Annotated in this window: 14 protein-coding genes; 8 read left to right on the top strand and 6 right to left on the bottom strand. The window is 72.1% G+C overall.

Translation table 11 applies throughout. The features are described from left to right. Positions 1-183 precede the first annotated feature (183 nt). A complete protein-coding gene (locus OV427_RS44460; protein WP_267862306.1) occupies positions 184-2,151 on the top strand; it encodes an ArsA family ATPase in 1,968 nt (655 codons plus the stop codon). Between the two features lie 207 nt (positions 2,152-2,358). Here the strand turns inward: OV427_RS44460 and OV427_RS44465 are convergent, their stop codons facing one another. Next, complete coding sequence (locus OV427_RS44465; RefSeq protein ID WP_267862307.1) at positions 2,359-3,045, bottom strand: tetratricopeptide repeat protein; 687 nt, start codon at positions 3,043-3,045, stop codon at positions 2,359-2,361. A gap of 93 nt (positions 3,046-3,138) precedes the next feature. Between OV427_RS44465 and OV427_RS44470 the strand changes: the two genes are divergently transcribed. Genes OV427_RS44470 through cmk form a run of 3 tightly spaced genes read left to right on the top strand, consistent with a single transcriptional unit; the run spans position 3,139 to position 5,911 of the window. Continuing rightward, positions 3,139-4,107 (top strand): acetyl-CoA carboxylase carboxyltransferase subunit alpha, encoded by a 969-nt coding sequence (locus tag OV427_RS44470; RefSeq protein ID WP_267862308.1) that lies wholly within the window; start codon positions 3,139-3,141, stop codon positions 4,105-4,107. A 23-nt stretch (positions 4,108-4,130) separates the two neighbouring features. After that, positions 4,131-5,222, top strand: a complete 1,092-nt coding sequence (gene hisC / locus OV427_RS44475) for a histidinol-phosphate transaminase (protein WP_267862309.1) — start codon at positions 4,131-4,133, stop codon at positions 5,220-5,222. Further along, complete coding sequence (gene cmk / locus OV427_RS44480; RefSeq protein WP_267862310.1) at positions 5,219-5,911, top strand: (d)CMP kinase; 693 nt, start codon at positions 5,219-5,221, stop codon at positions 5,909-5,911. Before hisC ends, cmk begins: the two co-directional genes overlap by 4 nt. A gap of 21 nt (positions 5,912-5,932) precedes the next feature. Here the strand turns inward: cmk and OV427_RS44485 are convergent, their stop codons facing one another. Beyond that, positions 5,933-8,071, bottom strand: a complete 2,139-nt coding sequence (locus OV427_RS44485) for a transglycosylase SLT domain-containing protein (protein WP_267862311.1) — start codon at positions 8,069-8,071, stop codon at positions 5,933-5,935. Positions 8,072-8,425: 354 nt separating this feature from the next. On the opposite strand from OV427_RS44485, the gene OV427_RS44490 reads away from it, so the two are divergent. Continuing rightward, a complete protein-coding gene (locus tag OV427_RS44490) occupies positions 8,426-8,659 on the top strand; it encodes a hypothetical protein (protein WP_164001952.1) in 234 nt (77 codons plus the stop codon). An 84-nt stretch (positions 8,660-8,743) separates the two neighbouring features. Here OV427_RS44490 and OV427_RS44495 read toward each other — a convergent pair whose 3' ends face one another. Together OV427_RS44495 and OV427_RS44500 are read right to left on the bottom strand one after the other, a co-directional pair. After that, positions 8,744-10,261: a CAP domain-containing protein gene (locus OV427_RS44495; RefSeq protein WP_267862312.1), complete on the bottom strand. Its 1,518-nt coding sequence runs from the start codon at positions 10,259-10,261 to the stop codon at positions 8,744-8,746. Next, on the bottom strand, positions 10,258-10,557 hold the full coding sequence (locus tag OV427_RS44500; protein ID WP_267862313.1) for a DUF721 domain-containing protein: 300 nt from the start codon (positions 10,555-10,557) through the stop codon (positions 10,258-10,260). Before OV427_RS44500 ends, OV427_RS44495 begins: the two co-directional genes overlap by 4 nt. 178 nt (positions 10,558-10,735) lie before the next feature. Here OV427_RS44500 and OV427_RS44505 point away from each other — a divergent pair, with 178 nt between their 5' ends. Together OV427_RS44505 and OV427_RS44510 are read left to right on the top strand one after the other, a co-directional pair. Next, on the top strand, positions 10,736-13,348 hold the full coding sequence (locus OV427_RS44505; RefSeq protein ID WP_267862314.1) for a carboxypeptidase-like regulatory domain-containing protein: 2,613 nt from the start codon (positions 10,736-10,738) through the stop codon (positions 13,346-13,348). A 117-nt stretch (positions 13,349-13,465) separates the two neighbouring features. Further along, positions 13,466-14,341: a GGDEF domain-containing protein gene (locus tag OV427_RS44510; RefSeq protein WP_267862315.1), complete on the top strand. Its 876-nt coding sequence runs from the start codon at positions 13,466-13,468 to the stop codon at positions 14,339-14,341. A 47-nt stretch (positions 14,342-14,388) separates the two neighbouring features. On the opposite strand, the gene OV427_RS44515 is transcribed toward OV427_RS44510, so the two are convergent. After that, the gene (locus OV427_RS44515) at positions 14,389-16,635 is read right to left on the bottom strand and encodes a lysophospholipid acyltransferase family protein (protein ID WP_267862316.1); all 2,247 of its coding nucleotides are present in this window, start codon (positions 16,633-16,635) and stop codon (positions 14,389-14,391) included. A gap of 2 nt (positions 16,636-16,637) precedes the next feature. Then, on the bottom strand, positions 16,638-17,600 hold the full coding sequence (locus tag OV427_RS44520) for an SDR family oxidoreductase (protein ID WP_267862317.1): 963 nt from the start codon (positions 17,598-17,600) through the stop codon (positions 16,638-16,640). A gap of 102 nt (positions 17,601-17,702) precedes the next feature. Here OV427_RS44520 and mutL point away from each other — a divergent pair, with 102 nt between their 5' ends. Continuing rightward, positions 17,703-19,583 carry a DNA mismatch repair endonuclease MutL gene (gene mutL / locus OV427_RS44525; RefSeq protein WP_267862318.1) on the top strand — a complete coding sequence of 627 codons (1,881 nt, stop codon included), beginning with the start codon at positions 17,703-17,705 and terminating at the stop codon, positions 19,581-19,583. Positions 19,584-19,726: the final 143 nt, after the last annotated feature.

Consider the following 19,726-nt stretch of genomic DNA (forward strand, 5'->3'; position numbering starts at 1 on the left):
TCGAAACCCCGCGTCAATTCTTGACTTTTGACCTCTGGACGGGGGATTCTGCGGTAATCTCCCACCCACAGGGAGGGCCCGGCCGCAGGACGTACGCACCGGGCAACTCCGACGCCTTTCTTCAGGCCGTCCAGGAGTGTGCATCAGGTGCCGCCGGGGGGGCACAAGGAAGGCCACAACCCAATGAGCGACGCGCGAGTTCTTCACTTCTTCGGCGGCAAGGGCGGGGCAGGCAAGACCACGCTCGCGGCAGCGTACGCGTTGCGGTTGTCGGAGGACGCGCCGAAGGAACGGGTGCTGCTCGTCTCGCTGGACCCTGTGCGCTCCCTGTCGGACCTGGTGAAGAAGAAGCTCACGGCGAAGCCGACGAAGCTGGTGCCGGGCAAGGGCGAGGGCGGCGTGTACGCCCTGGAGCTCGAGCCCGCCACGCTGATGAAGCCCTTCCTCGCGGACTACCTGCCCGCGCTGCAGAAGGCCGCGGCGAAGGGCACGCACATCTCCGAGGAGGACATGGGCAAGCTGTACCAGCAGGCCATCCCGGGCCTGGAGGAGCTGGTGGGGCTCTTCCACGTCGTGGAGCTGCTGGAGGGCAAGGAGAAGGAGTTCGACCGGATCATCGTCGACGCCTCGCCCACGAGCCACACGCTGCGGTTGTTCGATCTGCCGGTGGGGCTGCGCAAGTTCCTGGGCTTCGTGAAGGCGGGCGCTGAGAAGCCGGCCGCCACGGGCAAGGGCAAGAAGGCCGCGGAGCCGGCGGTGCCGGGCTTCCTGGAGCAGCTGGGCCAGAAGGCGGAGAAGCTGCTGGCGCTGCTGAAGGACCCCGCGCGCACGGCCTTCCACCTCGTGGCGCTGGCCGAGCCGGTGCCCGAGGCGCAGACGCGCATGCTCTTCACGCAGCTTCGCGAGCGCGGGCTGCCGGTGACGGAGATCATCGTCAACCAGGTGGAGGACCGCGACGGCTGTCCGGCGTGTATGGGCCGCCGGGGCCTCCAGGCCCCTCACGTTCGCAAGTACCAGGCGCTGGACAAGGCCGTACCGGTGAACCTGCTGGGCCGGCGCGAGCTGGCGCCGCGCGGGCTGGACGGGCTGGCCCTGCTCGCCAAGGCGTGGGCGGGTGGCAAGGAGACGAAGGCGCTGGAGTTCGCCGCCGCGGAAGGGCCGCCGGCCCTGGTGCGCGCGCCGTCCATGCCGCCCATCGCCGCGCCGCCGCTGCCGCCCACCCGGCTGATCTTCTTCGTGGGTCAGGGTGGCGTGGGCAAGAGCTCGTGCGCCGCCGCGGCCGCGGTGACGCTGACCGAGAAGGAGGGGCCGGTGCTCCTCATCTCCACGGATCCGGCGCACTCGCTGTCGGACGTGCTGCAGAGCCGGCTGACGGACACCGAGACGCAGGTGAAGGGCACCAAGGGTCTGTACGCCCGCGAGCTGGACATCTCCGGCTGGTTCAATGCCTTGCGCAAGCGCCTGAAGGAGAAGGCGGAGAAGGCCTTCGAGGGCGCGCCCAAGGCGGGCAGCGAGGTTCCGGCGGATCTGCTCTACCTGCGCAACCTGCTGGACTGCGCGCCCCCGGGCATCGACGAGCTGGCGGCGCTGTCCTGCCTCACGGACGCACTGGTGCAGGAGCGCTTCAAGCGCATCGTCGTGGACTCCTCGCCGGTGGTGACGGCGGTGCGGGTGGTGGAGCTGGCGGGGACGGCCACGACGTGGCTGAACGCGCTGCACACCGTGCTGAGCAAGCACCGCGCGAAGGGCCTGGGTGATCTGGCGGACGACATCGCCGCGATGATCAAGCACGTGAAGCGCTTCGAGGAGGCGCTGGCCTCCCCCAGCGAGGCGCGCTTCGTCGTCGTCACGCGCGGCGAGGAGCTGGCCGCGGCGCGCACCGAGCGGCTGGTGGAGTACCTCAAGGAGAAGAAGCTCCCGGTGGAGCGCGTGCTCGTCAATCGCGTGGGCCCCAAGTCCACCTGCGAGAAGTGCGAGAACCGGCGCAAGCTGGAGCTGAACGCGGCGAAGGCGATTGAAAAGAAGATCGGCCTGCCCGTCACCATGGCTCCGGCGCTCGGCCGTCACCCGGCGGGCCTGCGCGAGCTGAAGGCGTTCCGCACCGCGTGGTACGCGCTGTCCCCGCCGGCCGCGAAGATCAAGGCAGCCTGAGGCGGCCTGCCGGTGAGTCAAAGGGGGCCCGCCACCCGCGTGCCTCCAGCCCCGTTACTGCCCCGAAAAGAACTGCCGCCCCGCCCCCGCTGCGCACGATGACCACTTGCGTCGTGGGCGCCAAGGGCCGCCTGCCCGCTCGCCGTGTAAGCGTGCGGGCCCCATCACCCCGAGTGGTGGGCCGCCGTCATTCCCCGCCGGGGTGTCTCAGGCATCGCACTCGGACGGTGAGTCGGTGAACGTGCCCAGCTCGGGAAAGGTGAGGGCGCCGGTGTCGGTCAGCGTCCCCACCAGCGGCGCCCGGCCCTTCAATCGCAGCTCCACCTGGCGGCCTCGGACGACGTAGGTGCCGGGCACCTCGCCGGGCCGGGGCTTCCCGTCGTCTCCCACCTGCTTCGTCCAGAGCACGGCCCTGCCGTTGGCCTGGAAGCGCAGGCCCTGGGTGGTGCCGTAGACGCCCACGCCCGGGCCGAACCAGGAGACGGCGGGCAGGAGGCGGGGCACGTCGGCCTCGCGCTCCGGGGTGCGGCCCAGCAGCCGCTGCCAGCCGAGCGTGTCGCGGATGGCGTCGAAGTCCCGGTCCACCTTCGCCCGGGCCAACCGGCGCGCGTCCAGCTTCACCGCCTGGGTGAGGTGCTCGACGATGACGTCCCGGTGGGCGCTGTACTCGCACACCTTGCCCTGCTTGCGCAGCAGGCCCAGGGTGGCGGCGACGTTGTAGCGGGCGAGCGCATAGTCCGGGGCCTCCCGGGCAGCCTCCTGGAACTTCTCCAGCGCCTCCGGATAGCGGCCGGCCTGGTACAGGCGGAAGCCCTCGGTGTTCAACGTCCTCGCCGTGGGGGTGGGAACGGCGGCCGTCAGGGCCAGGGCGAGCAGCAGGGGGGAGAAGAGCATGGCGTCCTGTGGATGGCAGGGCCCGCCGATTCCGCGGGGTGCGTAACCTCTTGCGCGTTGAAAGCGGACATACCCTGGTGCTAGTCCCGCGCCATGGCAACCAGTACCAGCTATGCGCTCGACTTCGAGCGACCCCTCATCGAGCTGGAGAAGAAGATCGAGGAGCTCAAGGTCCTCTCCACGAGCGGCTCGGTGGACTTCTCCTCGGAGATCTCCAAGCTCGAGAAGAAGGCCAAGAAGCTCCAGACGGAGATCTTCAGCGATTTGACGCGGTGGCAGGTGGTGCAGATGTCCCGCCACCCGAACCGGCCGTACTTCCTGGACTACGTCCACCACCTCTTCACGGACTTCGTGGAGCTGTGCGGAGACCGGCACTTCGGCGAGGACCCGTCGATTGTGGGCGGCTTCGCGCGCTTCGACGGCAAGCCCGTCATGGTGATGGGCCACCAGAAGGGCCGCAACACCAAGGAGAACATGGCGCGCAACTTCGGCATGCCGCGCCCGGAGGGCTACCGCAAGGCCCGCCGGCTGATGGAGCTGGCCGAGCGCTTCGAGAAGCCCATCCTCACCTTCGTGGATACGCCGGGCGCGTACCCGGGCATTGGCGCGGAGGAGCGCGGGCAGGCGGAGGCCATCGCCGTCAACCTGGAGGTGATGAGCGGGCTCAAGGTGCCCATCATCTCCACCGTGGTGGGCGAGGGCGGCTCGGGCGGCGCGCTGGCCATCGGTGTGGGCAACCGCGTGCTGATGCTGCAGAACAGCGTCTACTCGGTCATCTCTCCGGAGGGCTGCGCCTCCATCCTCTTCCGTGACGCCAGCAAGGCGGACAAGGCGGCGGACGCGATGAAGCTCACGGCGAAGGACCTGCTGGAGATGAAGATTGTCGACGAGGTGGTGCCCGAGCCCGCCGGCGGCGCCCACCGGGACGCGGCGAAGATGGCCGAGGCCCTGGGCAAGACGCTTCGCAAGCACCTCGGCCAGCTCGCCGAGCTGTCGCCCGATGAACTGGTCAAGGACCGGTACGCGAAGTTCCGCGCGCTGGGCGTGTTCTCCGGGCGCTGAAGACATTACCCCTGGCCCTGCCCATGCGACCTCTCGTTCCACCCTACGTCGAGACCCTCAAGCCCTACGTCCCGGGCAAGCCGATTGAAGAGACCGAGCGTGAGTACGGCCTGAAGGGGGTCATCAAGCTCGCCTCGAACGAGAACCCGCTGGGCCCCTCGCCCCGTGCCGTGGAGGCCATGCGGACGGCCTCCACCGCGACGCACCTCTACCCGGACGCCACGTCCTTCCACCTCGTGCGCCGGCTGGCCACGCACGTGGGCGTGCGCCCGGAGGAAGTCGTGCTGGGCAGCGGCTCGAACGAGCTCATCGAGCTGCTCATCCGGACCTTCACCACGGCGGAGGACGAAATCCTCCTCTGCAAGGGCTCGTTCTCCGCGTACCGCATCTCCGCGCAGGCGCACGGGCGCCCGTTCGTGGAGGTTCCCATGAAGGCGGGCTACCAGTACGACCTGGACGCCATGGCGAAGGCCGTGACGCCGCGCACGCGGATGGTGTTCCTGGCCAACCCGGACAACCCCACGGGCACGGCCTTCTCGCGCCAGGCGCTGGAGGCCTTCCTCGCCGCGGTGCCCCCCGAAGTCCTCGTGGTGCACGACGAGGCCTACTTCGAGTTCGTGGAGTGGCCCGAGTACGCCAGCGCGGTGGAGCTGTTCCGCCAGCACCCCAACCTCGTGGCGCTGCGCACCTTCAGCAAGATTCACGGGCTGGCCGGCGTGCGCCTGGGCTACGGCATCATGGACGCGAAGCTCGCGGGCTACGTGCACCGCACGCGCATGCCGTTCAACCTGACTGTGGTGGCGCAGGCGGCGGGCATGGCCGCGCTGGAAGACACCGAGCACGTGCAGCGCACGCGCGACAACAACCGCCAGGGCCTGCGCTACTACGCGGAGGCGCTGCCGAAGCTGGGCGCGACGCTCACGCACAGCCACGCCAACTTCGTGTTCGCGGACTTCCACCGGCCGGCCGTGGAGCTGTACGAACTGTTGCTGCGCAAGGGCGTCATCGTCCGGCCCTTCGCGAGCCAGGGCTTCCCCACCTGCCTGCGCATCTCCGTGGGGACTCCCAGGGAAAACGAGCGTTGCGTGGTGGCACTGAAGGAGATTCTCACGTGAGCACGCGTCCCTTCATCGTCGCCATCGACGGCCCGGCCGGCGCGGGCAAGTCGTCCGTGTCCAAGCTGCTGGCGCGGCGGATGGGCTTCGCGCTGGTGGACACCGGCGCCATCTACCGCTGCGTGGCGCTGATGGCGACGCGTGAGGGGATTGCGTTCGACGATGACGCGGCCTTGGAATCACTGCTGAGCCGCGTGCACATCCACTTCCAGGTGGTGGGCGAGGAGAACCACGTGTTCCTGGCCGGGCAGGACGTGTCCGGGGACATCCGCACGCCGGAAATCTCCATGGCCGCGTCGCGGGTGTCCGGCCGTCCGGTGGTGCGCGCGGGGCTGTTGCAACTCCAGCGGCGGCTCGCGCTGGAGGCGGGGAAGGGCGCCATCCTGGAGGGGCGTGACATCGGCACGGTGGTCTTCCCCGACGCGGACGCCAAGTTCTTCCTGGAGGCCAACCCCGAGGTGCGCGCGCGGCGCCGCTTCGAGGAGCTGTTCCAGAAGGGCGTGGAGAGCACGCTGGAGGAGGTGCTCGCCGACCAGATGAAGCGCGACAAGGACGACTCCGCGCGCGCGGTGGCCCCGCTCAAGGCCGCGGAGGATGCCCTCCGCGTGGACTCCAGCAGCAGCCCCCTCTCCGAGGTGGTGCACTCGCTGGAGGCCGAAATCCTCCGCCGCATGGCCGCGCGGAAGTAGCTCCCGCGCGGCCGTTGCGTCTCAGAAGGTGACGCCCTCCACCGAGGGCTCCGGCACCTTGAGCGACAGCCGCAGGCCCTTGCCATTCGCGTCGTAGAACGCGTGGTAGAGGAACAGGTCCGCCACCACCTGCTTCACGTAGCCGCGCGTCTCCTTGAAGGGAATCGTCTCCACGAAGAGGTCCAGGGGCAGCGTGCCGCGCTCCTGCGCCCACTTCACCGTGGGGCCCGGGCCGGCGTTGTAGGCCGCGGCCGCGAGCACCGGGTGACCGAAGCGCTCCATCAGCCGTGAGAGGTACCAGGCGCCGTAGCGGATGTTTCGCTCGGGGGAGAAGAGGTCCGCGGGCGCGGGGGCCGGCTCCGACAGGCGCTCGGCGATGGCCGTGGCGGTGGGAGGGATGATCTGCATCAGCCCACGCGCGTCCGCCGCGCTCATGACCTCCGGGCGGAAGGCGCTCTCGCGCCGCATGATGGCCCAGACGAGGAACGGGTCCACCTTCGCCTGCGCCGCGGCCTGCTCCACCGCGTTGGGGAAGGCGCGTGGGTAGAAGGCCGCGAGCGCATCCGGCTCGCGCGAGCCGAAGGCGCGGCCCCAGAGGTAGCGCGCCGCCACCGCGTGCGCCTGGCCGTACTCGCCCAGCTTGAGCAGGGCGTGCGCGAAGGGCAGCGCCTGGTCCGCCGTGCGCAGCCGGGCCGCGTGTGCCTCCACCTCGTCCGCCGCGTCGCGGAACAGGCCCGCGCGCGTCAGCTCCATCGCCAGCTCCAGCTCCGGCGGGCGGGGCAGCTCCAGCTGCTTCGGCGGCAGCGGGAAGTGGACGGGCGGCGTGCGTCCCAGTTCCTTCAGCCGCTCGGCCGCCATCAGCGCGTAGAAGGACGCCGGCGCGGTGGTGATGAGGGCGTCGTACGCCGGGCCCACCACGTCCGCCTTCGCACCCTCCAGCTCTCGGCTGCGAGCCACCCAGTAGCGGGCCTGCGGCACCATGCTGCTGCGCGGGAAGGCGTCCACCAGCGACTCCAGCGTCGCGCGGGCCTTCGCGTAGTCCTCCAGTCGCAGGTGCGCGAGCGCCCGGAACCACAGCCCCTCGTCGCGGCGGCGCGAGCGCGGGTAGCGCGTGTCGAAGGCGGTGAAGGACTTCACCGCGTCAGCGAAGCGACCTCCCTGCAAGTCCAACCAGCCCGCGAAGAAGGCGCCTTCATCCCCCGCGGCCTGCGCGGGGTACTTCGCGTCCAGCGCCGCCATCAGCGTCCGGGCCCGCACGTTGTCGTCGGAGCGCAGCGCGCGCCGCGCCACCACCAGCGCCGCCTCGGAGGCCACGTCCGGCGGGCCCTTCTCCGCCACCGCGAGCGCCTTCTCCGCGTCCTCCAGCCGCTTCAGCCCGAAGTAGGCCTGCGCGCGCAGGAGCGCCACCTTCGCCTGCTGGGGCTTCGCCAGCTTCGGGCCCTTCTCCAGCGCGTCCAGCTCGTCCAGCGCCCGCTGCGCCGCGCCCGCGTCCAGGAAGCCGTCCGCGCGGCGGGTGCGCTCGGCGAAGCCCAGCTTCGCGGCGGGCTTCGTGCCCTCGGTGAGCCACTTCACCGCGTCATCCGCGTAGGGGTGCGTGGGGTAGCGCAGCGCCACCGCGAGCAGGTCCGCCACCTGGCCCGCGCGGTTGCCCGAAGCTCCGCGAGAGATGCCACGCTGATACAACAGTTCCGGAGTAGGCGTGGCCTTCGCGGCGCCTTCAAGCACCGCGGACGCCTCCTTCGCCTTGCCGGCCTCGAGCAGGGACTCGCCCAGGCGCGCGCGGGCGCGAGCCGCCAGCTGCGCGGGGGGCTGGGCCACCAGCACCCGGGCGAAGTCCGCGGCGGCGCCCACCGGGTCCCCGGCGTAGAAGCGCGCCTGGCCCAGGTAGAAGGCGTGGTAGGGCGCGAGGGCCTCGGGGGCAGGGTGAGCGGACAGGAGCTCTCTTGCCTCGGCCGCCTGCCCATCGGAGAGGGCCAGCGTGCCCGCCAGCAGCGCGAGCCGCCCGGCGTCCGGGCACTTCTTCGCGACACAGGCCGCCAGCTCGTCCCGCGAAAGACTCGCCGCCTCGGATTTGTGCAGCCGCACTGCCTCCAGCGTCGCTGGAGACTGCCCCAGGGCCACCCCGGCAACCAGACCCGCCACCAGCCCGGTCCAACTCATGTGGTCTTCCTTTCCTGACGCGGCTTTGCGGCCTGCCAACGAGATGCGAAGCCCGATCATTCCCCTTGCATTCCCAGGGGGGTGGTTTGACAGAACGAGCGACAAGTCCTAGATCCCCGCGGCGTCGAGGCGGTCCGGACTGTTCGTCACCCGTCAACATTCGCCGAAAGCGTCCAGGCGATTACGTGCACTTGGGTAGGAGAAGTCGGCCCATTGCGTCACCTGGAGTGAATCACTACTTTGCGCGGCCGTTACGCGCCACTCCGGTCCGCCCACCAAATAGGTGGGCACGTCGTCCGGTAGCACTGCTCGTTCACAGCGCTCGGGGGGGAAACAGCTCAGAGGGAGGGCTCCATGAAGCCGTGTCCAGCCGATCTGCCGCAAACCATCAACCCCGAGGCCGGGCCGAAGCGTGCCGGCGTCGAGACGCATCGCAACCTCAACTGCCATCACTATGACAACTGCCTGGACGAGGCCGTCCGGCGGGGTTGGCAGTCCTTCACGTGCATGAAGTGCCCCATGTACCAGCACGTGGCGCCGCCCCAGATGGGGCTCGAGGCCTACGCCACACAGCGTCGTCCCGTCTAGCGAGTGTTGCTCCACGTCCCGGGGTCGCCCCTGCTCCCACGAAGAGGGGCGTCACGCCGGTGACGGCCGCAGCCCGGCTGCTTTTCAGCGGACCGCGGCGTAGATGACGGCCACCCAGTATTGTTTGACGCCGAAGCGACGGGAGTCTCCCCGCACCACGCCTACGCCCACCCGGTTGTTGGTGGCGTCCGCGAGACTGCGAGACTCCGGCAGAGCCGTCGGGTCCGACACGACGAAGAAGTCCACCGCCGCCGTGCCCGCGTCCGGCAGCACCTGGAACACCCGCTCGTGCAGCGGCGCCCCACCGGGCTGCGCCGACGGTTGGTCCAACTCCAGCGCGCGCCGCGCGTGGGCCTGCGCCAGGGCGTCCAGCGCCTGGCTGCGCTCCAGAGGTGGCAGCTTGCGCGACGTGCGCCAGCGGGCGAGCGTGTCGTAGGCCTCCTGCTGCGGGTCCCCGATGTTCTGCGCCGCGGGGGAAGCGGCGGTGTAGACCTCGGTAAGGATGGCTTCTTCCCGTCCGTCCACCTTCCGGAAGGTGACGCCCACGCCCATGAAGCGGAAGCCGGAGTCCAGCAGGTTGCGGCGGTGGCCGGGGCTGTGCTCGATGCCGAAGTGCGCGGCGAGCGGCCCGGACGCGAGGCCCAGGTTCTCCCCGGCGCGCACGTAGCGGGCGTCGTCCGGCAGCCGCTGCGTCAGCGTGGAGCCGTCCGGTGCCACGTGGGCGAAGAAGCCCTCGGACGCCATGCGGTCGCTGTACGCCTGCGCCACGCGGTCCAGCACCGGGTCCGGCGCCAATTCCGGCAGGCGGTGCGCGCGGCGCAGCGAGTTGATGCGCTCGTACACGGCCGCGCGGGCCTCGTTCAGCGTGGTGGGCTCGGTGTCCTCCGCGCGCGCGCCGCGCTGGCGGGGCGCGCCGAGCTGGGTGAGGAAGAGGGCCGCCACCTCCGGGCCGGCGCCCGCCTTGCCCACGACCTCCACCGTGTAGCTGCCGGGCGTGGCGAGCTCGAGGCGGGCGCAGAACTCCCCGTTGGGGCCGCGGCGGGTGATGGACACCCGGTCCACGTCGCCGTCCGGGCGGGTGACGTAGACGTCGGGGTTGCGAAGGGGCGCCACCAGGGTGCCGCAGAGCGTGCGCGAGGCGCGCTCGCCGCCGGCCAGGTTTCGCGGGAAGGGCTGCAGCTCCGCCTTGCGGTCCGACAGCAGCAGCACGAAGGCGGTGCGCTCGCCCACCCGCGCCACGCCCAGGCCGAAGTGGGAGGCCCGCTCGGTGTTGAAGTCCGAGCGCGCGAGGAACGTCTCCAGGCCGTTCCTGGGCGTCCAGGCGCGGATGACGAGCGTGCGCGGCGTCGGGTCCGCGCCTCCCGCGTCGCTGACGGCCTCGGTGAGGGAGAACAGGTCCGGCGCTCCGGTGGTGTCCCCGGTGAGCGCCTCGAGGGCGAGCCGCCGCGCCGCCGCGCCCAGGGTGGCGTCCTGTGCGGGCGCACGACGGCCCACGCGCTCGAACTCGCGCACCACGTGGCGCGCGCCCTCGGCCTCCATGTCCCCCACGGACGCAGAAGGGGCCGCGGCCAGGAAGGCGCCGAGCGCGAGCAGGGCAATCATCGGCTCTCCATCCGGAACGTGAGGGCCTTCACCGAGTCCGCCCCGAGCCGCGCGTTGAGCTGCTCGCACAGCGAGGCCGCCTCGGCCTCCAGGCTCCGTGCCCACTCCTCGCCTTCCACCGTCACCACCAGCGTGGTGCCCTGCAGGGCATGGGGGCGGGTGTGGCGGGCGAGGTGGGGGCCCACCACCGAGGCCCACACGGGCGTCAGCGCCTGGCCACGGCCGGACTCCTCCGCGAGGCGGGCCAGCACACGGGGGAGGAGGCTCTCGAGGGTCTTCGGCTCGCTTCGCGCCATTGTGGGCGATTGTGATTCCCGGCCACCCGAAAGCCAACCCTCGCTTCGTGTGCCAGGGGAGATAGCGGGCGGGCGGGCACCGTGGCTGTTGGAAGGGAGGCGGTGGATGTCGGCGACCGTCGCACGAAGGTCGGCCTGCCTGTAAGGTCGCGGACGGTCCCCCCTGGAGCCGCACCCCATGAGCCCCTCACCTCGTTCCCACCCGCTGGTCGGCCCCGCATGCGCGCTGCTGCTGCTGGCCCTGGCCGGCTGCGCGTCGGACGAAGACATGGGGCCCCTCATTCCAGGAGACACGCCGCCGCCGCGCACGTGCGCGGTGGACCAGGACTGTCCGAACGCGGCGCTCTTCTTCTGCGACACCGCCGTCGCGCGCTGCGCCCCCGCGTGCCGCACCCCCAGCGACTGCCGCGCGGACCGGCGCGGCGAGTACGCGCTGCCCGAGTGCGACGGCTCACCCCTGGGCTGTCAGTGTGACTTGAACCGGTGCCTGCCGGGCGTGTGCGCGGCGGACGCGGACTGCGGTGCGGAGAGGGTGTGTCGCGATGGCGCCTGCGTGACGCCACCCTCCGCGGACCTGGCGGTCGCCTGCGAGGTGACGCCGGACGTCGTCGTGGGCCGCCCGGGCATGTCCGTCGAGTTCAGCGTGTGGGCCCGGACGCGCGAGGGCACGCCGCTGGTGCCGCGCGAGGGCGCGACGTGGCGCTCGCTCGCGCCGGCCGTGAAGGGTGGGGGCACGGGGCATGGCGCCGCCTTCACCCTCGCCGAGCCCGGCGACGAGCGTGAGGCGGTGGAGGCCCGCGTGGGAGGCGCCACCTGCCGTGCTCGCATCACCGTGCTGCCCGCGGAGGTGCCGCCAGGCGGCGTGCGCGTGCTGGTGGTGGATGAGCTCACCGGACGCCCGGTGCCGCTGGCCACCGTGGCGGTGTCCTCCACGAAGGACAGCGTGACGGCCAGCACGGTGACGGGGCCCCAGGGCGCCGCGTGGGTGCCGGCCACGGGAGAGGTGGCCTTGTCCGTCTTCCACCCGAGCTACGGCTACCTCACGCTGGCGCGCCATGACGCAACGGGCGCGCGCGACGTGCGGCTGGCCCTGCGGCGCAACCCGCTGGACCGCGCTGGCGGCGTGCGCGGCGCCTTCGACGCGGGAGAGAAGCCGGATGCGACGGCGCAGGCGCTGAGGATGGGGGTTGCGGGCCTGTCCGTGCCGGGGCTCCCCGCCGAGCTGTCTCCGGAGGCCTTGCTGGGGCCCGAGCGCGAGGTGGAGGTCGGCCTGGGGACCAGCCGGCGGCGCCTGAAGCTGCCTTCGGGCGCGGGCGTGTGGCTGGCCGGCACGCCGCCCCTGGAGGTGCGCGCGCCCGGCGTGGCGGGCGTCTGTGACATGTCCCCGGACGGCGAGCTGGAGCCGGAGGCGGCGGTGCGAGAGGGCGCCTGTGGCACCCGCGCCGCGTGGGCCCTGCAGGGCGCGTTGCCGCTGCGGGAGCTGCCGCTGAATGCGCTGGAGCCGGGGACGGACCCGTTGTTGCTGCTGGGGCAGTTGGTGCCGGGCTCGCCGCGCTTCGCCTCGACGGTGCTGCGAGACACGCGCTTCTCCCTGGCCCCCACGCCCGGTGGCGACACCGGGACGCCGGAACTGGACGCGGTGGAATACCCGCGCGCCGTGTCCTTCGAAAAGGGCGGCGTGCGGCTGGCCTTCCCCTTCGCCGTGCGCGTGCCGGAGCTGCCGCGCTACCGCGACGCGTACCTGGACCGCGCCTACGTGCTGGCCACGGTGGCCGCGCCCGGCCGGGGCCTGGTGCCGCTGGGGCTGGGCGCCGCGACGAACGTGGCCCCGGCGGACCCCAACACGGACAAGGACGCGCGGCTGTCCGATGCCGGGCTGGTGCTGGTGCGCATGGCCCCCGCGCACGGCGGCCTGGAGGGACAGCCGTACCGCCTCGTCGTGGCCGCCACCTCTGGAGCCGCGCGCGACGGCGCGGCCTCGGCCGTGGCCACCACCACGCTGGTGGCGGAGCTGCCGGCGCTGGACTTCGACCCGACGGGCGCCCGGCCCGTGGACCTGCGCTCGGGCTTCCTCGGCATCCCCGAGGACGCCCGCTACAACTTCGACCCCGCCACGTACCAGGGGCTCGCGGGCCGGCAGTTCCGCGCCGACGTGGACGAGGACGCCAGCCTGGTGCGCGTCGTCTTCACCGACCGCGCCGGTCGCCGCTGGACGGTGCTCGCGGACCCGGCGTCCGCCCGTGAGGGCTTCCTCGTGCCCCGCCCGCCGGCCGGCTTCGAGGACCGCACCGCCTGGGGCGACGTCCTGGGCTCGCGCGCGCGCCTCCAGGTGGAGGTGCTCGTCGTGGGCGGCCCCGCGTCCAAGGACAGGCTGGGCCCGTCCCGCCTCGCCGCGGCGGATGGCCCGGGGCTGGAGCACGTGAGCGACTTGACGCGCGCCGTGTCCGCGCTGGATGTGGGGCGTCCGGAGGTGACGTGGTTGTACCCGGAGCTGGAGGGCCAGGGGCTCGTCCGGGGAAGCGCCGTGCGCGTGCGCGTCACCGGCTTCCGGGTGGGCTCGGGCGACGACGCTGACGGCCAGGTGCGCCTGTCCCTGCGAGGGGGCTCCGGCTGCGCGGGCACCGTGCTGCTCGGGGACGAGGACGTGTCCCAGGGCCAGGGCGAGGTGGAGCTGCAGCTGCCGGCCACCTGCTCGGGCATGGGGGTGACACTCACGGCCGAGCTGGCGGACCCCGACGGCGTCCCCCTGCGCCCGCCCGTCGCCGCCGTGCGTGGCGTGGATATCCCCTGACGGGGTAGGGCGTGGTAGGTCGCCGCTGCACCCTCGGGAGGGCTCCGCCCGGACTCCCGTGTGTGACTCGCTTTCAGGATTTACCGGGTGGTAGCGTTGAAGCCCTCGGGAGGTAAGGTGCAGAAGGAGACGGTCGTCACGGTCATCTCGAAGATCTCCGACCGGCCGGTCAACCTCGACGCGGCGCTGGTGGTGATCTACGGACTGGACCTGGGGCGGAAGTTCGACCTCACGCGCGAGGAGACGCTCATCGGGCGCTCGTCGAAAGCGGACATCCAGATCGACCAGGAGTCGGTGAGCCGCAACCACGCGGGCATCACCAACACGCGCGAAGGCGTGCGCATCCGCGACCTGGGCTCCACCAACGGCACGTTCATCAACGACGAGCTGGTGGAAGGCACCCGGGACTTGCGCAACGGCGACCTGGTGAAGATTGGCCGCACCATCTTCAAGTACATCGCCGGCGGCAACATCGAGGCGGCGTACCACGATGAGATCTACCGGCTGACCACCATGGACGGCCTGACGCAGATCTACAACCGCCGCTACTTCGACGAGCAGCTGGACCGGGAGATGTCGCGCAGCCGGCGCTACGAGCGCGTGCTGTCGCTGGTGCTGCTGGACATCGACCACTTCAAGAAGGTGAACGACCAGTTCGGGCACCTGGCGGGTGACTCGGTGCTGAAGCAACTGGCGTCCACCGTGCGCACGAAGATTCGCCGCGAGGACGTCTTCGCCCGCTACGGCGGCGAGGAGTTCGCCATCCTCCTGCCCGAGGTGGGGCTGGGGGGTACGCGGCAGCTCGCGGAGAAGGCGCGGCGACTGGTGGAGAAGCAGCGCTTCGAATTCGACAAGCAGCCCATCCCCGTCACCGTGTCGGTGGGCATCGCCACGCTGGAGCCCCAGCACCGCGAGTCCGGTGACCTGGTGCGCACGGCGGACGAGCGGCTCTACGAGGCCAAGACGGCGGGCCGCAACCGCGTGGTGGGCTGAAGCAGACGTCGCGGGGCCCCGTTGAACCCGGGGCCCCCTGGGCGTGCTCAGCCCGCGAAGACGGAGCGGCGCTCGCGCAGCAGTGACTGGAGCATGCCCATGATGGACTCACGGGTGCGCTCGGTGATCCGCTGCACCTCGCCCGGGTCGTCCGCGGCCTCGGGTGGCAGGCCCTCCATTCCGAGCGGCTCGCCGAAGCGGATGCTCCACTTCGCGGGCAGGGGCAGGGGGCCCAGCGGGGTGAGCGGCACGTAGGGCAGGCCCAGGAAGGATGCTGGCAGCCGGCCCAGCAATGGAGACGTCTCCTCCGCGCCGACGATGGCCACCGGGACGATGGGCGCGCCCGTGCGCAGCGCCAGCTTCACGAAGCCGCCGCGCCCGAAGCGCTTGAGGCGGTAGCGCTCCGCGAAGGGCTTGCTGAGGGCCTGGTAGCCCTCGGGGAACACCACCAGCGGGCGGTGCTCGTCCAGCAGCCTCAGCGCATTCTCCGGGCAGGCCCGCACCGCGCCCAGGCGGTTGAAGAGCGTGCCCAGCACCGGCGCGTGGAAGACCTGGTCCTCCACCAGCCACCGTGGCTCTCGCAGGTCCGGGCGCTCGCGGGAGATGGCCAGTGACATCACCAGCCCGTCGTAGGGCAGGGCGCCCGAGTGGTTGGCCACCAGGATGGCCGCGCCCTGGGGCACGTGGTCCACGCCCTGCACCAACACGCGCCAGTATTGCGAGTAGAGGAACTCCAGCACCGGGTCCAGGCGCTCCACCAGCGACGGGTCCTTGCCGTACTCGTCGATGCTGGTGCCGCCGCCCGTGCCCAGCCCGGCGCGCAGCGCGTCCACCAGCCCGTTCATCGCGCCCATCGCCCGGCCGAGTCCCTGGCTCGCCAGCGCATGGCCGGCGATGTCCCTGGCGAGTGACAGCATCCCCGCGGCGCGCTGGGCGAGGGGACGCGGGCCTTCCGGCTCGCGGGCCTGGTCCGTGAAGAACGGCTCGCGCGGTGCGCTTCCCTCGTCAGTGGGGGGCACCAGCGACAGCGGCGTCCGGCGGCCCAGGGGCAGCTCGTCGCGCGAGGCGTCCGGCACCTCCTCCTCCGGCTCCAGCGTCGAGGCATCGCGGTCCTCGGGGTCCTGCACCGAGAGCGTCACGGACAGCTCCAGCCCGGACGTGTCCCACGGAGAGGTGCCTTCCGCGTCCTCCTCTTCCTCCTCGTCGTCCTCGCTGGGGCCGAAGCCTCCCTCCGCTTCCGCCTCCAGGTCGTAGCCCGCGCCGTCCGCGCCCTCGTAGGCGTCGGCGGCGCGCTCCTCCAGCTCCCCGTCCTCGGTGAGGGTGGACGTCGCCTTCGCGTTGGCGTGGCGGTCGAGGACCTCGGCCACGGCGACCTCGGCGGCAGCCTCGGCCACCTGTGCGGCCACCGCGGCGGCGAGCTCGCGCTCACGCTCCGGACGCTGCGAGGGCGGGCTGTGGCCGAGCACCTGCTCCACGGCGGCCCCGGCCAGCTCGGTGGCCATCTCCGTGGCCATCAGCCGGTCCGCGTCCTGCTCCTCGCCGGGCCGGCGATCCAGCGCCTCGTCCACCGCGGCCCTCGCCGTGGCCTCGGCCACCTCGGCGGCCAGGGCCTCCGCCAGCGCGTGGTCCACCTCGCGCTGCCGCTCCGTGCGCGCGCCGGGTTCTTCCGCGAGCACCGGCTTGCGAGGAGGCGGCGGCTTGCGCGGGGAGACGGGCGCGGCGGGCTCGCGCAGGGGGAGGCCTGCGTCGTCGTCCACGGGCGCGGAGGTCTGCCCCGTGTGCGCGGTCCCCGCTCCGGGCTGCTGCTCGCGGGTGCCTCCGTTCCTCTTCGCGCCAGCCGTCACGGGCTCCCGGTTCGAGGACTCGGGTGTGAGCTCGGACGCCATGGCTCCCTCGGCCTCGTGTGCCGCGGGCTCCTTCCGCACCTTGCCGGCCGAGCCTCCGGTCTTCGCCGCCGCCGGCTGCTTCGTGGGCGTCGACGCGTCCCTGCCGCTCCCGGCCTTCGCATCCACCGGAGGCTTCGTGGCGGACGCCTTGCCGCTCCCCGCGTGCGCCGATGCGGCCTTCATGGACGCCGCCGTCGCGCCACCACCGGCCTTCGCCCCCTTCGCGGACGCCGCCTTCGCACCGCCGCCGGCCTTCGCGCGCGCGGGCGTCTTCGCCGGGGCCTTCTTCGCGCCCCCCTTGTTCGCGGGCTTCGCGCTCGCGTCGTCGGCGGCCGCCTTCCCACCGTCGCCGGCGCGAGTCGCGGCGCCGCGCTGGAAGGGGTCGTTCCCGAGGACTCCCTTGGCCATGACTAGCTCCTCCTCAGCGCCGCAGCGGCGTCCCTGACGTGGTGGAAGGGGATGAAGCCGAGTCCGGATTCGGCGCGCTCGCCGTCCGCGACCCACGAGTAATGGATGTAGTCGAGGAGGGCCATGGGCAACGTGCCGGCCCCCACGACGTCCAACGTGCGCAGCGCGGCCCGGAACAGCGGCCCCGGCAGGGGGAGCGGGCGGGCACCCGCCTGGTGGATGAGGCCGGACAGCGGCAGCACGCCCCGGCCCACGATGTTGAACTCGCCAGATGTCTCCGCGCGCAGCGCCAGGTGCAGCGCCCGCGCGGCGTCCTCTTCATGCAGCCCCTGCCAGAGCGGGTCGTACCCCAGCAGCGTGGGCACCACCCCGTGCTTGAGCAGTCGCGTGGCGGGGTTGTCCACCGAGGGGCCGAGCACCGGCGCGAAGCGCAGCACCAGCACGCGCATGTCCGGGTGGCGCTCGCGGAAGGCGCGCACCTGGCCCTCCACCTCTACCTTGTCGGTGACGAAGCGGCTGTGCGGACACCCCTGCAGCGGGGAGTCCTCGCGCAGGAGCGCCGGGTTGTTGCCGCGCGCGCCGTACACGGCGGTCATCGATGGCACCACCAGCCGCGGAATCCGTGCGCGACCCGCCGCGGTCAGCACGTTCATGGTGCCGATGACTTCCAGTTCGTGCGCCAGCGAGCCGTTGCGGATGGGCCCGAAGAGGAAGGCCAGGTGGTAGAGCGCGTCCACGGGGCGGTCGGTGAGCGCGTCGTGCAAATCACCCTCCGCGTCGTATCGCGTGAGGTCCACCCGGTGGTACTCGACCTTGGAACCCTCGGGACGTGCCACGTCCAATACGAGGATGCTCTCCACGTCTGGATCGCGCTCCAGCCGATGCATGAGCAGCTTTCCGTAGTCTCCGCTCGCGCCGGTGACCGCGATGCGAAGCCGCCCCTTGCCTGGTCGTGACACGTCCATACGCGGTGTCGGGTGTTAACCCAGCCGCTCGGGAATGTCAGCCAACACCGGTGCCGTCGCGCTTTACAACGTCTTCCGGGTGGCGGAGGGTGAACGATCGCCATGGCTCGCATCGCCCGTCTCAGTGACGTCCTCATCAACAAGATCGCCGCCGGCGAGGTGGTGGAGCGTCCCGCCTCCGTGGTGAAGGAGCTGGTGGAGAACTCGCTCGACGCCGAGGCCAGCACCATTCGCGTCGAGCTGGAGGGCGGGGGCGTGGACCGCATCATCGTGTCCGATGACGGGCACGGCATGGGACGCCAGGACGCCGTCGCGTGTCTGGAGCGTCACGCCACCAGCAAGCTGCGCGAGCTGGACGACCTCTTCCACATCGACTCCATGGGGTTTCGGGGCGAGGCGATTCCGGCCATCGCCTCCGTCTCCCGCTTCACACTCCACACCGCGGAGGTCGGCGCCGAGGTGGGCACGCGCGTGGTGGTGGAGGGCGGAGGCCCGCCGCTGGTGGAGGACGCGCCGCCGCGCACCGGCACCGTCATCACCGTGGAGGACCTCTTCTTCAACGTGCCCGCGCGCCGCAAGTTCCTCCGCCGGGGCGACACCGAATTGAAGCACGCGGAGGAGGCTGTGGTGCGCCTGGCACTGGCGTACCCGGAGGTGGGCTTCTTCGCCTCGCACGAGGGCGCCACGCTCTTCTCCAGCGCGGCCTGCCCGGACGACCCGCGCGAGCGCATCGCCGCGGCGCTGGGCCCCACCGCGCACCCGCACCTGTTCCCCGTGGAGGAGCGGCGGCTGGGCGTCACCGTCACCGGGTACGCCGCGTCACCTGAATTCACCTTCAACAACGCGCGCGGCCTCTACACCTACGTCAACCGGCGTTACGTGAGAGATCGCGGACTCATCGGCACCATCCAGCGCGCGTACCAGGACTTCCTCGCGTCGGGCCGGCAGCCGGTGGTGGTGCTCCACATCGACGTGGACCCGCGCGCGGTGGACGTCAACGTGCACCCGCAGAAGCTCGAGGTGCGCTTCGCCGACGCGCGCGGCGTGCAGGAGGCGCTCACCGCCGCGCTCACCCGCATGCTGCGCGCCGCCCCGTGGCTGGGCGCCGCGGCGGACGCCAACGTTCCGCAGCCGGGCCAGCCGCGCGAGGCCGCCCACTACGCGCAAGCCGTGGAGCGCTTCCTCACCCGCGCCCAGGAGGCGACGTGGGGCGCGCCGTTGCCCACCGCGATGGACGCGCCGGGTGCTCCGTCCGCGCCGCCGCGCGCGCCACTGGGGCCATTTCCCACGGGCCCGGCGGGGCAGGGGGCCCGGCCGGGAGCGCTGCCCTTCGCGCCGGGCGCGGGACAGGCGCCTGCCTTCGGTCAGGCGCAGCCGCAACTCAACGAGGCCCCGCCGCCCGGCTACTTCGCGGCGCTGCGGCCCATGGGCCTGTTGGGCGGACGCTTCCACGTGTGCGAGGGCCCCGGTGGCACGCTGGTGGTGTTGGATCCGCACGCCGCGCTGGAGCGGGCTCGGCTGACGGGCTACCTGCGCGCGCTGGAGGACGGGAAGGGCCCCCCGGCGCCGTCGTTGTTTGGCACCACGCTGGAGATGCCGCTTCCGGCGGCGAAGGCGCTGGTGGAAGGACGTGAGGCGCTCACGCGGCTGGGCTTCGACGTGGAGCCCTTCGGCGGCACCACGGTGGCGCTGAAGACGGCACCGCCGGGGCTGGAGGGCGCGGATGCGCGCTCGCTGCTGGAGGCACTGGCCCGCGCGCTGCCGCCCAAGGGAGCCACGCTGGACGCGGTGTCCCTGGCGGAAGCGGTGCGGGTGATGGCCTGCCACGCCGCGCGCCGCGCCAGCGCCACGCCCCTCACCGACGCGCAGCTCCGCGCGCTGCTGGGCGAGCTGGACCGTGCCGACTTCCACCCCCCCTGCATCCACGGCACGGTGGTGGTGCTGGAGATGCCGCTGCTGGAGCTGGAGCGCCGCGCCCGCTGACGGGTACGTGCCGGAATCCCCAGTGACGCCGCGTGCTTGCGCCCGCCGGAAAATTGACGCGTGGGAGTCCCCTGCTACGGTGCGCCACACGCCTGTAGCACCGGGCGGACCCTGCAAGGACGTACGCGACGGACACCCACGGC

The organism is Pyxidicoccus sp. MSG2 (assembly GCF_026626705.1).
Lineage (GTDB): Bacteria > Myxococcota > Myxococcia > Myxococcales > Myxococcaceae > Myxococcus.

What these genes read in the sequence shown, in the direction of transcription:
- OV427_RS44495 (WP_267862312.1), bottom strand. Translation starts at nt 10,261, where the DNA reads ATGATTGCCCTGCTCGCGCTCGGCGCCTTCCTGGCCGCGGCCCCTTCT.
- OV427_RS44465 (WP_267862307.1), bottom strand. Translation starts at nt 3,045, where the DNA reads ATGCTCTTCTCCCCCCTGCTGCTCGCCCTGGCCCTGACGGCCGCCGTT.
- mutL (WP_267862318.1), top strand. Translation starts at nt 17,703, where the DNA reads ATGGCTCGCATCGCCCGTCTCAGTGACGTCCTCATCAACAAGATCGCC.
- OV427_RS44485 (WP_267862311.1), bottom strand. Translation starts at nt 8,071, where the DNA reads ATGAGTTGGACCGGGCTGGTGGCGGGTCTGGTTGCCGGGGTGGCCCTG.
- OV427_RS44520 (WP_267862317.1), bottom strand. Translation starts at nt 17,600, where the DNA reads ATGGACGTGTCACGACCAGGCAAGGGGCGGCTTCGCATCGCGGTCACC.
- OV427_RS44490 (WP_164001952.1), top strand. Translation starts at nt 8,426, where the DNA reads ATGAAGCCGTGTCCAGCCGATCTGCCGCAAACCATCAACCCCGAGGCC.
- hisC (WP_267862309.1), top strand. Translation starts at nt 4,131, where the DNA reads ATGCGACCTCTCGTTCCACCCTACGTCGAGACCCTCAAGCCCTACGTC.
- OV427_RS44460 (WP_267862306.1), top strand. Translation starts at nt 184, where the DNA reads ATGAGCGACGCGCGAGTTCTTCACTTCTTCGGCGGCAAGGGCGGGGCA.
- OV427_RS44500 (WP_267862313.1), bottom strand. Translation starts at nt 10,557, where the DNA reads ATGGCGCGAAGCGAGCCGAAGACCCTCGAGAGCCTCCTCCCCCGTGTG.
- OV427_RS44470 (WP_267862308.1), top strand. Translation starts at nt 3,139, where the DNA reads ATGGCAACCAGTACCAGCTATGCGCTCGACTTCGAGCGACCCCTCATC.
- OV427_RS44505 (WP_267862314.1), top strand. Translation starts at nt 10,736, where the DNA reads ATGAGCCCCTCACCTCGTTCCCACCCGCTGGTCGGCCCCGCATGCGCG.
- OV427_RS44515 (WP_267862316.1), bottom strand. Translation starts at nt 16,635, where the DNA reads ATGGCCAAGGGAGTCCTCGGGAACGACCCCTTCCAGCGCGGCGCCGCG.